The organism is Mesorhizobium sp. M0243, from assembly GCF_040321775.1.
In the GTDB taxonomy this organism is placed as follows: Bacteria; Pseudomonadota; Alphaproteobacteria; order Rhizobiales; family Rhizobiaceae; genus Mesorhizobium.
Genome location: NZ_JAMYSF010000015.1, coordinates 108,904 through 120,560, shown reverse-complemented (window position 1 = coordinate 120,560; position 11,657 = coordinate 108,904). Strand labels below are relative to the sequence as shown.

Annotated in this window: 10 protein-coding genes; 2 read left to right on the top strand and 8 right to left on the bottom strand. The window is 63.3% G+C overall.

From position 1 onward, the window contains the following. Window positions 1-332 precede the first annotated feature (332 nt). The 3 genes from kynU to NKJ11_RS20185 form a co-directional block, all read right to left on the bottom strand. A complete protein-coding gene (kynU, locus tag NKJ11_RS20195) occupies window positions 333-1,580 on the bottom strand; it encodes a kynureninase (RefSeq protein WP_352794134.1) in 1,248 nt (415 codons plus the stop codon). Window positions 1,581-1,659: 79 nt separating this feature from the next. Beyond that, window positions 1,660-2,496 (bottom strand): tryptophan 2,3-dioxygenase, encoded by an 837-nt coding sequence (kynA, locus tag NKJ11_RS20190; RefSeq protein ID WP_031213580.1) that lies wholly within the window; start codon window positions 2,494-2,496, stop codon window positions 1,660-1,662. After that, window positions 2,493-4,118 carry an AMP-binding protein gene (locus NKJ11_RS20185; protein ID WP_128303630.1) on the bottom strand — a complete coding sequence of 542 codons (1,626 nt, stop codon included), beginning with the start codon at window positions 4,116-4,118 and terminating at the stop codon, window positions 2,493-2,495. Before NKJ11_RS20185 ends, kynA begins: the two co-directional genes overlap by 4 nt. Before the next feature lie 285 nt (window positions 4,119-4,403). Between NKJ11_RS20185 and NKJ11_RS20180 the strand changes: the two genes are divergently transcribed. Beyond that, the gene (locus tag NKJ11_RS20180; protein WP_502905808.1) at window positions 4,404-5,258 is read left to right on the top strand and encodes a hormone-sensitive lipase; all 855 of its coding nucleotides are present in this window, start codon (window positions 4,404-4,406) and stop codon (window positions 5,256-5,258) included. Between the two features lie 48 nt (window positions 5,259-5,306). Here the strand turns inward: NKJ11_RS20180 and NKJ11_RS20175 are convergent, their stop codons facing one another. The 5 genes from NKJ11_RS20175 to NKJ11_RS20155 are packed head-to-tail and all read right to left on the bottom strand — an operon-like array spanning window position 5,307 to window position 10,719. Further along, the gene (locus NKJ11_RS20175) at window positions 5,307-6,512 is read right to left on the bottom strand and encodes a molybdopterin molybdotransferase MoeA (RefSeq protein ID WP_352794132.1); all 1,206 of its coding nucleotides are present in this window, start codon (window positions 6,510-6,512) and stop codon (window positions 5,307-5,309) included. After that, window positions 6,512-6,994 (bottom strand): cyclic pyranopterin monophosphate synthase MoaC, encoded by a 483-nt coding sequence (moaC, locus tag NKJ11_RS20170; RefSeq protein WP_352794131.1) that lies wholly within the window; start codon window positions 6,992-6,994, stop codon window positions 6,512-6,514. The genes NKJ11_RS20175 and moaC overlap by 1 nt, the downstream gene beginning before the upstream one ends. A gap of 2 nt (window positions 6,995-6,996) precedes the next feature. Further along, window positions 6,997-7,809: an indole-3-glycerol phosphate synthase TrpC gene (gene trpC / locus NKJ11_RS20165; protein ID WP_128303633.1), complete on the bottom strand. Its 813-nt coding sequence runs from the start codon at window positions 7,807-7,809 to the stop codon at window positions 6,997-6,999. 10 nt (window positions 7,810-7,819) lie between these two features. Then, window positions 7,820-8,830, bottom strand: coding sequence for an anthranilate phosphoribosyltransferase (gene trpD, locus NKJ11_RS20160; protein ID WP_023812911.1), 1,011 nt, complete (start codon window positions 8,828-8,830; stop codon window positions 7,820-7,822). Beyond that, on the bottom strand, window positions 8,827-10,719 hold the full coding sequence (locus NKJ11_RS20155) for a SurA N-terminal domain-containing protein (RefSeq protein WP_352794130.1): 1,893 nt from the start codon (window positions 10,717-10,719) through the stop codon (window positions 8,827-8,829). The genes trpD and NKJ11_RS20155 overlap by 4 nt, the downstream gene beginning before the upstream one ends. A gap of 144 nt (window positions 10,720-10,863) precedes the next feature. On the opposite strand from NKJ11_RS20155, the gene tpiA reads away from it, so the two are divergent. Continuing rightward, window positions 10,864-11,631: a triose-phosphate isomerase gene (tpiA, locus tag NKJ11_RS20150; protein ID WP_352794128.1), complete on the top strand. Its 768-nt coding sequence runs from the start codon at window positions 10,864-10,866 to the stop codon at window positions 11,629-11,631. Window positions 11,632-11,657: the final 26 nt, after the last annotated feature.

Below are 11,657 nucleotides of genomic sequence, written 5' to 3'. Positions count from 1 at the left end.
AACCGTTTAAAGTTTAATGAATTTGTTAAGGCTGCTGAAATTATTTGGCGCTTGCCAGCGGGTCGCGATCAACAAGCGCCAGGCACAGCGATGCGCCTGCTCACATTGAAATTATTATGGTTAATGACCTGTGGCTCATCCTCGACCCAAGGCTTGGCATTATCAGTCTATCGACCTCCACAAAGGACGATATCAATCTTCGGGACGTTCGTTTGCCGTGAACGAAACGGAGCCAAAACGCCAACGTCTGTTGGCATTTGTGGCTGGAAATTCAGCCTCCGTCATCTGCCAGGCAGTGAGGGCGGCGGCGGTGGATCGCGGGGATCGTTGCGTCAGGTAACGGCTTCCTTGACCGCGAAACGGCGGTCCTTCCATGCGCCCGTGCGCAGAATATCCTCCAGCACCTCAACCGCCAGCCACACATTCTTGTAGCCGACATAGAGCGGCGTGAAGCCGAAACGGATGGTCGATGGCGCACGAAAATCACCGATGACGCCGCGCTCGATCAGCGCCCGCATGATTTGATAGCCGTGATCGTGAAGGAACGACACCTGGCTGCCGCGCCTGGTCGCGTCGCGGGTGGTCTCCAGCGTGAGACCGTAGGCGCCGCACCTGGCTTCGACGAGCTGGATGAACAGTTCTGTCAACGCGACACTCTTCTTTCGCAATGCCGCCATGTCGACGTCATTCCAGATGGCAAGCGCGCCTTTGAGCGCCCGCATCGACAGGATCGGCTGAGTGCCGCACAAAAAGCGGCGGATGCCGGTGCCGGCAACATAACCCCGTTCGAAGGCAAAGGGCCGCGCATGGCCCCACCAGCCGCTGAGCGGCTGGCTGATATCGCCGTGGTGGCGCTGCGCGGCATAGATGAAGGCCGGTGCGCCCGGACCGCCGTTGAGGTACTTGTAGGTGCAGCCGATGGCGAAATCGGCATTTGCGTGATCGAGCTCGACGGGCAGGGCGCCGGCGGTGTGGCAAAGATCCCAGACGATCAGCGCTCCGGCCGCATGAGCTTTGCGCGTCAGCGCCGCCATGTCGCGCAGTTCACCCGATTTGTAATTGACGTGATTGACCAGCACCACCGCGACGTTTTCGTCGATCAGCTCTTCGATGGTCGGCGCGTCGACACCCGCGAGGCGCAGCAGGACGCCATCCCGGGTCGAGGCCACGCCTTCGGCGATGTACAGGTCGGTGGGAAAACTGTCACCTTCGGCGACGATGGCCGACCGGCCGGGCCGCATCTCCATCGCCGCGTGCAGCACCTTGTAGATGTTGGTCGATGTCGTGTCGCAGACAACGGTCTGGCCGGCCGCGGCTCCTATCAGGCGTCCGAGCTGGTCGCCGAGTTCGATTGGCATCTCGAACCATCCGGCCGTGTTCCAAGCTCGGATGAGATCCTGGGCCCATTCTTGGGTCGCCGCCTGCTGCAGCTCGCTGAAAACGGCATGAGACGCTGCCCCCAGTGAATTGCCGTCGAGATAGATCATCCCCTCCGGCAGAATGAAACGGTCGCGCATGGCCCGCAGCGGATCCGTGGCATCCATCGCTTCGACTGCGGCGAGATCAGGAATTCCACTCATGGTCGGTCAGTCCCCGGTTGTTCGCGAAGGGTTTTCCGCCACAGCGCGTCCCCTCGGTGTGCCTGTTTTCATTTCGACGTCAGAGCCGGGTGCGGACCGTCCACAGCTCCGGGAACAGCACGACCTCGAGCATTTTCTTCAGATACGAAGCACCCGACGTGCCGCCGGTGCCGCGTTTCAGGCCGATGATGCGCTCCACCGTGGTGACGTGGTTGAAGCGCCAGCGGCGGAAGTAGTCCTCGAAGTCGACCAGCTTCTCGGCCAGTTCGTAGAACATCCAGTAGCGCTGCGGATCGCGGTAGATGGTCTGCCAGGCGACCAGCACCTCTTCATTCTCGGTTCGCGTCTCACGCCAGTCCGTGCGCCTGGCATCGGCACCGATGTCGAATCCGTTGCGCGCCAAAAGCAGCAGAGCCTCGTCATAGAGCGACGGCTCGGCCAGGATCGCTTCCAGCTTCCCGCTCAGGTCGGGCCGATGCTTGTGCGGCCCGAGCATTGCCAGGTTTCGGTTGCCGGCCATGAACTCGATGGCGCGATACTGCCAGGACTGGAAACCCGAGGACTGGCCGAGCGCGTCGCGGAACTCGGTGTATTCGCTGGGCGTCATCGTCCGCAGCACGTCCCAGGCATTGTTCAGCTGCTCGAAGATGCGCGCAACGCGCGACAGCATCTTGAAGCTCGGCTCGAGCCGGTCGGCGCGGATGGAACGGATCGCGGCGCCAATCTCGTGCAGAGCAAGCTTCATCCAGAGCTCGGAGGTCTGATGCTGGATGATGAACAGCATCTCGTCATGCGCCGATGACAGCGGCGTCTGGGCCTCCAGCACTTTCTCCAGGTGCAGGTAGTCGCTGTAGGACATGCGCTCCTTGAACGACATCTGGGCGCCTTCGGACGCCGGATCGTACGGTTGGCTCAATTGATTTTCTCCGTGCGCAGCCGGAAGCGCTGGATCTTTCCGGTCTGGGTCTTGGGCAGAGCGGCGATGAATTTTACCGATCGCGGATATTTATAGGGCGCGATCGTTGCCTTGACATGGTCCTGCAGGCGCTTGGTGGTGAGGGCGTCGGGCGCGACGCCCTGCACCAGCACGACATGCGCCTCGACGATCTGGCCGCGTTCGGCGTCCTCTGCACCGATCACCGCGCATTCGGCGACGTCCGGATGCGCCAGCAGCGCCGCCTCGACCTCGGGACCGGCGATGTTGTAGCCGGCGCTGACGATCATGTCGTCGGAGCGTGCGGCGAAATGGAAGAAGCCGTCCTCGTCCTGCGTGAAGGTGTCGCCGGTGAGGTTCCAGCCGTCGCGCACATATTCCTTCTGCCTGTCATCGGCCATGTAGCGGCAGCCGGTCGGGCCGCGCACCGCCAGCCTGCCGGTCGTGCCGCGCGGCACCTCGCGCATCTCGTCATCGACGATGCGCGCCTCATAGCCGCCCACCGGCTTGCCGGTCGACGCAGGCCTCATGTCATCGAAGCGGTTGGAGATGAAGATGTGCAGCATTTCGGTGGCGCCGATGCCGTCGAGGATCGGCTTGCCGGTCTTTTTCGTCCACTCTTCGAAAACCGGGGCGGGCAAGGTTTCGCCGGCCGAAACGGCGACGCGCAGCGACGACAGGTCGGCACCTTCATCCATGGCCTTCAGCATGGCGCGGTAGGCAGTCGGCGCGGTGAAGGAGATCGTCGCTTTGTAGGTCTCGATGATGTGGATCATGTTGGGTGGCGTCGCCTGCTCCAGCAGCGTCGCCGCCGCACCGAAGCGCAGGGGAAAGATAGCGAGCCCGCCAAGGCCGAAGGTGAAGGCCAGCGGCGGCGAGCCGACGAAGATGTCGTCCGCCGTCACCTCCAGGATTTCGCGTGCATAGGCGTCGGCAATGATCAGGAGGTCGCGGTGGAAATGCATCGTCGCCTTCGGAACGCCTGTCGTGCCCGAGGTGAAGCCGAGCAGGGCGACATCGTCGCGGCCCGTGTCGACTGCGGTGAACGTCACCGGCTTGTCGAGCGCGGCGCGATCGAGTTCAGCATCATGGTTGGCGGTGCCGTCGAAACCGATGACCTGCCTGAGGAATGCGCTGTCCTTGGCGCACACGGTCATCTCGTCCATCAGCCTGGTGTCGCAGAGCGCAACGGTGATCTCGGCCTTGTCGACGATCTTGGCGAGTTCGCCGGCGCGCAGCATCGGCATGGTGTTGACGACCACGGCACCGACCTTGGTGGCGGCCAGCCAGCAGGCGACCATGGCGGGGTTGTTGGCCGAGCGGATCAGCACCCGGTTGCCCGGCTTGACTCCGTAATTCTCGACCAGCGCGTGGGCCAGCCTGTTCGTCCAGTCGGACAGTTCCTTGTAGGTGCGGCGGCGGCCATTGCCGATCAGGGCGGTGTGGTCGCCGAGACCTTTTTCGACCAGCCTGTCGGTCAGTTCGACACCGGCGTTGAGGCGTTCGGGATAGTCGAAGCCGTCGAGCAGGATTTCAGGCCATTGCTCCGGCGGCGGCAGGTGATCGCGCGTGAACGTGTCGATATGCGCTGAAGGCCCAAGCATGTCGCCGCTATCCCGTCTGCTGCCTGACCAGTGCGCGATGCGCCTTGGCCGGATGTAGTGGATCCTAAGGTCCTGCTCTGAGGAAGCTTCGTACTACCCATCGCACCTGCTGAGATGCGCCCAGAAAGGGTGAACATCTGCAGGTTCGGGCAGCACAGCAGACCTCCCATTGTCGGCTGTTCGTTGGGGCAGGATCGCACCAGTCGAAATTTGTTTCAAGCCTAAAATGTTTTTGCTCAGGGCATTGACGCATGGCATGGCGGTGGCCATTGCTAGCAAGTAGCGATGCCGTCTTGGGGAAGGGCGCAGATGTTCGAACGTCACATCGTCGATTGGGATGATGCCTATGCCAACGGCGCCAACATCGCGGGCAGTGATCGCTGGCCGTCTGCATGGGCGGAGCCAGCGCAAGCATTCCGCGATGCGCTGTCGGCGCAGGGCCGGGCGCGGCTCGACATCGCCTATGGCGACGGACCGCGCAATCGGCTCGATCTTTTCCTTCCCAGGGCCGCGCCCAAAGGGCTGGTGGTGATTATCCATGGCGGTTACTGGCTGGAGACCGACAAGAGCTTGTGGTCGCACCTCGCCAATGGCGCGGTCGGCAGTGGCTTCGCCGTGGCGATGCCCTCCTACACGCTGTGCCCGAACATACGCATCGCCGGCATCGTCAGCGAGATTGGGGCGGCAATCGGCGAGGCAGCGGCAATGGTCGACGGACCGCTGATGCTGACCGGACATTCGGCCGGCGGCCATCTCGCCACCCGGATGGTGACGACAAGCACGCCGCTGGCCGCCGATGTGGCGCGGCGCATACGCCATGTCGTCTCGATTTCAGGCCTGCATGACCTGCGTCCGCTCATGCGCACCGGCATGAACGCGGCGCTGGCCATCGACGAGCACGAGGCGCTGACTGAAAGCCCGGCGCTGCTGAGGCCAATGGATGGTGCCCGCATCACTTGCTGGGTCGGCGGCGGCGAGCGCGCCGAGTTCCTGCGTCAGAATGCGTTGCTTGCCAACATCTGGACCGGCCTCGGCGCCACCACCAGAACCGTGGTCGAGCCCGACCGGCATCATTACAGCATTGTCGAAGGCCTTGCCGATTCGGCGCATCCGCTGACGCAGAGCCTGATCTCGAACTAGAGCCGGGATCATTTTCTCGTCTGTTATGAATGGCTTGTTCGGGGTTCCTCAGCGCAGCATCAAAACGCTGCAAGCCTCGCCCGCGGCTGCTGCAGGGGCAAACGGCGCCCGCACGATCAGCCCGTTGGCGTCGGCCAGCATTCTCAGCATCGAGGAATCCTGGATACCGAACGGCGTCGCCACCAGCACGCCGTCATCTTCCCTGACCACGGCTCGGACATAGTCCTGGCGCAAATCATTGGCCGGCATTGCGGCGCCCAATCGCGCTTGGCGAACGTCCTGGCGATGATTGCGGCCGCCGAGCCGCGCCAGCAGCGGCTTCAGGAACAGTTGCGAGCAGACCAGGCTTGCCACCGGATTGCCGGGCAGGCCGATGCACCTGATATCGCCGAGGCGGCCGAACATCAGCGGCTTGCCGGGGCGCATGGCGATCTTCCAGAAGCCGAGCGTCATGCCTTCGCCGGTCAGCACGTCGTGGATCAGGTCGTGATCGCCGACCGAGGCGCCACCAAGCGTCACGATGACATCCGCACCGGCCGCGACCGCTTTTTGCACCAGTTCGGCGATGGCCTCCTTGCGATCGGCGGCAATGCCGAGATCGAGCGCGCGGGCGCCGACCGAGTGTGCGGTGGCAGCGACGCCATAGGCATTGGACGAGATGATCTGGTCCGGGCCGAGATCACTGCCCGGCGGCAGCAATTCGTCGCCGGTGGCGATGATAGCGACCAGCGGCCGTTTCACCACGCTGACCCGAGGATGGTTGGCCGATGCTGCCAGCGACAGTGCCGCCGGGTCGAGTAAGCGGCCTTTTTCCAGCAGCATGTCGCCTGTTGAAAAATCGAGCCCGATGCGGCGGATATTGCGCCATTGCGCCGTCGGCTCGGTCACTTCGATTTCGCCGCCGCCGAGGTCGCGGACATTCTCCTGGATGACGATGGTGTCGGCGCCTTCGGGCAGCGGCGCGCCGGTGAAGATGCGCACGGCCTGCGTCTGGCCGACCGTGCCGTCGAAGCCACGTCCAGCCGGCGCCATGCCGATCACCGACAGCCTGGATGGGACCGACGTGACGTCGGCGGCGCGCGCCGCATAGCCGTCCATGGCGGAAGCATTGAAAGGCGGCTGGGTGCGAAGAGCAACGACCGGTTCCGCCAGAACACGATCCACTGCCTCGAACAGAGGAACGCTTTCGCCGGCTAGAGGTGCCGCACCATCGAGCAGGCGTTCAAGCGCCTCCGCGATAGGAACCAGCGCCATCAGGAACTCACCTTGTAGTCACCCGACTTGCCGCCGGTCTTTTCGACCAGGCGGATACCGGAGATCACCATGGCGCGGTCGACTGCTTTCGCCATGTCGTAGATGGTCAGGCAGGCTACCGAAGCGGCGGTCAGCGCTTCCATCTCGACGCCTGTCTTGCCGGTGACGCGGGCGAGTGCTGTGACCTTCAGGCCCGGCAAAGCATGGTCGGGCTCGATGTCGACGGAGACCTTGGTCAGCAGCAGCGGATGACAGAGCGGGATCAGTTCATGCGTCTTCTTCGCCGCCATGATACCGGCGATGCGCGCGGTGCCGAGCACATCGCCCTTCTTGGCGTTGCCGGCGAGGATCATCTTCAGCGTCTCGGGCTGCATCGCGACAAAGCCTTCGGCGATCGCCGTGCGCGTTGTTTCTTCCTTGTCGCCGACATCGACCATGTTGGCCTCGCCCTGCGCGCCGAGATGGGTAAGGCCTGATACCATCGTCAGATAGCCTCGGCCAAAGCCTTGCCTGTCAGAAGCAGGCGCGTCGCCGCGGTGACGTCCTGTTGCCGCATCAGGCTCTCGCCGACAAGAAAAGTGCCGATGTCGCTTTTTTGCAGCCTGAGGCAGTCGTCATGCGAGAAAATACCGCTCTCGCTGACCAGCAAGCGGTCGGCCGGCACCATTGTCGCCAGCCGCATGGAAGTGTCGAGGCTGGTCTCGAATGTACGCAGATTGCGGTTGTTGATGCCGATCAGTCGCGACGACAATTTTAGCGCGCGCTGCGTCTCGGTCTCGTCATGCACTTCGACCAGTGCATCCATGCCGAGTTCGAACGCCGTCGCCTCGAGTTCGCTCGCCAGGGCGTCGTCGACGCTGGCCATGATGATCAGGATGGCATCCGCGCCCCAGGCGCGGGCTTCGTAGACCTGATACGGATCGAACAGGAAATCCTTGCGCAGCGCCGGCAGCGCGACGGCGGCTCGCGCCCGGGTGAGAAATTCAGGCGCACCTTGGAAGGACGGTGCATCGGTCAGCACCGAAAGACAGGCAGCACCACCCTTGGCATAGGCCTGCGCCAGAGCCGGTGGATCGAAATCGGCACGGATCAGACCCTTGGAGGGGCTCGCTTTCTTGATCTCGGCGATCAGCGCGAAGGCGCCGGATTTGCGCTTCGCTTCCAGTGCGGCAAGAAAACCGCGCGGTGCGTCGGCATCTTTTGCCCGGACCTTGATTTCGGCCAACGGCACGCGTGCCTTTGCCGCCGCGATCTCGTCGCGCTTGTAGGCCTCGATCTTGCGAAGAATGTCAGACACGCTCTATCCGTTATCCGTTCGAAATCTCGACCAGCCTGTCGAGCACTTGCAGGGCACGGCCGCTATCGATGGCTTGCGCCGCCGCCGCGATGCCGTCGCCAAGCGTCGTCGCCTTGCCGGCCACAACCAGTCCGGCACCGGCGTTCATCAGCACGGTGTCGCGATAGGCGCCGGCGCCGCCGCCCAGCATATCGCGCAAGGCCTTGGCGTTGTAGTCCGCATCGCCGCCGCGCAACTCATCCTTGCTATGGCGCGCTAGCCCAACCGCTTCAGGGGTCAGCGTGAAGCTGCGGATTTCGCCGCCGATCAGTTCGGCGACCTGCGTCTCGCCGGTGGTGGTGATCTCGTCATAGCCGTCGCCATGGGCGACCCAGACATGCTCGGCACCCAGCGCCTTCAGCGTCTCGGCAACCGGCAGGATCCATTCCGGCAGGAACACACCGACCAGCTGCCGCTTGACGCCGGCCGGATTGGAGAGCGGCCCGAGCAGGTTGAATATGGTGCGGGTGCCGAGTTCGACGCGGGTCGGGCCGACATGCTTCATCGCAGGATGATGCGCGGGCGCGAACATGAAGCCAACGCCTGCCTCGTGGATGCAACGGCTAATGAAATCGGGCGAGATGTCGATCTTGACCCCGAGCGCCACCAGCACATCGGCTGCCCCTGTCAGCGACGACAGGCCGCGATTGCCGTGTTTGGCAACCGGCACGCCGCTGCCGGCAACGACGAAGGCCGATGCCGTCGAAATGTTGACGCTGTGAGAATTGTCGCCGCCGGTACCGACGATGTCGACGGCATCGGTGGGCGCGTCGACGTGCAGCATCTTGGCCCGCATGGTTGCGACGGCGCCTGAAATCTCGCTCACCGTCTCGCCGCGCACGCGCAGCGCCATCAGGAAGCCGCCGATCTGGCCGGGGGTCGCATCACCCGACATGATGATGTCGAAAGCCTCGCGCGCTTCCTCGAAGGAAAGCGCGCTACCGGTCGCGATCTTGGCGATATGGGTTTTCAGCGCGCTCATCTTGTCGAGGCTTGGGCGACGGCGGCCTGGTCGATGCGAACGTCGTACTGCGTCTGCAACTGCGCCACCAATTGGTCGAGCAGGTCGTCCGACATGCCGGAGGTGAAGGATTTCTGTGCGTCATCCGGCACCGAGCTGGCATCGGCTCCGGCGGGCTCGAACACTTCGGCGACCTTGTACAGGATCTGCCCGTCGCCGGTGGGCGAGGGGATCAGGCCGGTACCGCCTTCGCCGACACCGAACATCGCTGCCGCACCCTCCTTACCGAAATCGACGTCGTCAGCCTCACGCTTGACACCGCGCTTGGTCTGCTTTTCGAGCTTCAGTTCGCTGGCGATGACATCGAGCGTTGCGCCGGCCTTGAGCCGCTTTTCCAGCTCGTCAGCCTTGGCGGCCAGCCGGTTGCTTATTTCCGCCGCCGTCCAGTCGGCGACGACTTTCTGACGAACCTCATCCAGCGTGCGGTCGCGAGCCGGCGTGATGGACGCCACCTCATAGAAGACGAAGCCGTTGTCGGCTGTGGTCAAGGCATCGTTTTCCGTGTTGGGTTCGGCGTCGAAGACCGCCTTGATCAGCTCCGGCGATTGCGGCAGGTCCTTGACGATGCTTGCATCTGGCCGCAGCCCACTGCGATCGATGGCGTCGATGGTGACGACCTTCAGCTTCAGCTTGGCCGCGGCCTCTGCCAGCGAACTGCCGGCGGCGCGGGTGTCATCGTAATTGTCGCGCACGTCCAGAAGGATGCGGCTTGCCTCGCCCAGCGCCAGATCCTTGCGGATCTGATCGGACACCTCGGCCAGTGGCTTCACCACCTCGGGCTTAATCTCGGTGACGCGCAGCAGCACCGGACCGAAGGCGCCTTGCACGACCTGGCTGACTTCATTGGCATTGAGCGAAAAGGCCGCGTCGGCGACCGCCTTGTCCGCGATCTTGTCCTTGGCAAGCGTGCCGAGCAGCGTGTCGGCCGGCGTCTTGCCTTCCGCCGTGACCAGCTTGTCGAAAGTAGCGCCGGCCTTGAGCGAATCGAGTGCGGCCTTGGCCGCATCCGGCGTCTTGAACACGAGCTGCTCGACGGTGCGCAGTTCCGGCGTGGTGTAACGCGCCTTGTTCTTGTTGTAGTCGTCGCTGACCTGGCTGTCGGTGACGGCGGTCGTATCCATGATGTCGACAGGTTCGAGGCGGACATAGGAGAATTTGCGGTATTCGGGTGCCGCATATGTCTTCTTGTTGGCTTCGAAATAGGCCGAGAGCACGCTATCGGACGGTACCGCGATCGGCTCGACCAGTGCCTTGGGCAGCGTCAAATAGTCGATGGTGCGGTCTTCGCCGCGATAGAGCGCAACAGCCTTGAAGAAAGTGTCCGGAGCCTTGAGGCCATCCGAGACAGCCTCGACGATCTGCTGGCGCACCGCCACCTGGGCACGGTTCTTCAGATAGTCCTCGGGCCGCATGCCAATCTGCTGCAGCATATATTCGAACGTTCTGCGGTCGAACTGGCCACCTGGGCCTTTGAAGGCCGGGTCTTCGCGTGTCAGCTCGGCCAGTCGGTCCTTGGAAAGTCCGAGGCCCAGCTTGCGGGCCTGTTCGTCGAGAACGGCACCAGAGACGAGCTGAGCCAACACCTGGTTGTCGACGCCGAGCGCCTTTGCCTGTTCGTGGCTGAGACGCTGGCCGAACTGTTGCGACATGACGGCGAGCTGGCGATCGTAGGCGAGACGGTATTCGTTGATCGACACTTTGGTGCCGCCAGCCGTTATGACCGAATCATGGCCGGCCAAACCGCCCATCAGCCGTCCGGAAACGCCCCAGACCAAAAAGCTGAGCACCAGCAGCACCAACAGTCCCTTCGCGACCCAGGTGCCTGCCGCGCTTCTCAATATACCAAGCATTTTTACTTCCGATTTATGCGCATTTTCGCATGCGCCGAGTCTGAAACAAGCGCAATAGCGCCCTTCCGGTCCACTGTCGATTGCTTTGTGGCCTGATTTTGGTAGTGAGGGCCAGAGCCCGATATCGCCCGGAGAAGCAAACCCATGACGCCAGGAATTCGCCCGCTCGTCGCCGGCAACTGGAAAATGAACGGCACCAGTGCCTCGCTCAACGAACTCAGGATGATCGGCAACGGTTTCATGAGCGGACTTGACGCGGAGACCGAAGCGTTGGTTTGCGTTCCCGCGACCCTGCTTGCCCACGCCGCGGAGATCCTGTCACGCACGCCGGTGCATGCCGGCGGTGAGGATTGCCATACCAAGGAGAGCGGCGCCTACACCGGCTGCATCTCGGCGGAAATGCTCAGGGATGCCGGCGCCAGCCATGTCGTCGTCGGCCATTCGGAATGCCGCGAGCAACGCGGCGAGGATGACGCGACGGTCCAGGCCAAGGCGTCCGCCGCCTGGCGTGCCGGGCTCGTGGCCATCATTTGCATTGGCGAGACACAGCGGCAGCGCGAAGCGGGCGCGACGCTGGACGTGCTGTCGCGGCAGGTCGACGGCTCGGTGCCGCCAAGCGCCACACCGTCCAACACCATCATTGCTTATGAGCCGGTATGGGCGATTGGCACCGGCCTGACGCCGACCGCCGCCGATGTGGCCGAAGCACACGCGCATATTCGCGAAAAGCTGTCGGAAAAGCTCGGCGGCGTTGCGGCCAAGGTGCGCATTCTCTATGGCGGCTCGGTCAAGCCTTCCAACGCGGTCGAATTGCTCGGCGTCAGGAATGTCGACGGGGCGCTGGTCGGCGGCGCCAGCCTGAAAGCGGCGGATTTCCTAGCTATTGCCGAGGCCTATCGCAATATTGCTTGAAGACATTCGCCACGCCGGACAGGGCT

Coding starts and splice junctions, on each gene's coding strand:
- kynU (WP_352794134.1), bottom strand. CDS start 1,580: ATGAGTGGAATTCCTGATCTCGCCGCAGTCGAAGCGATGGATGCCACG.
- NKJ11_RS20185 (WP_128303630.1), bottom strand. CDS start 4,118: ATGCTTGGGCCTTCAGCGCATATCGACACGTTCACGCGCGATCACCTG.
- NKJ11_RS20180 (WP_502905808.1), top strand. CDS start 4,404: ATGCCGTCTTGGGGAAGGGCGCAGATGTTCGAACGTCACATCGTCGAT.
- NKJ11_RS20175 (WP_352794132.1), bottom strand. CDS start 6,512: ATGGCGCTGGTTCCTATCGCGGAGGCGCTTGAACGCCTGCTCGATGGT.
- moaC (WP_352794131.1), bottom strand. CDS start 6,994: ATGGTATCAGGCCTTACCCATCTCGGCGCGCAGGGCGAGGCCAACATG.
- trpD (WP_023812911.1), bottom strand. CDS start 8,830: ATGAGCGCGCTGAAAACCCATATCGCCAAGATCGCGACCGGTAGCGCG.
- NKJ11_RS20155 (WP_352794130.1), bottom strand. CDS start 10,719: ATGCTTGGTATATTGAGAAGCGCGGCAGGCACCTGGGTCGCGAAGGGA.
- tpiA (WP_352794128.1), top strand. CDS start 10,864: ATGACGCCAGGAATTCGCCCGCTCGTCGCCGGCAACTGGAAAATGAAC.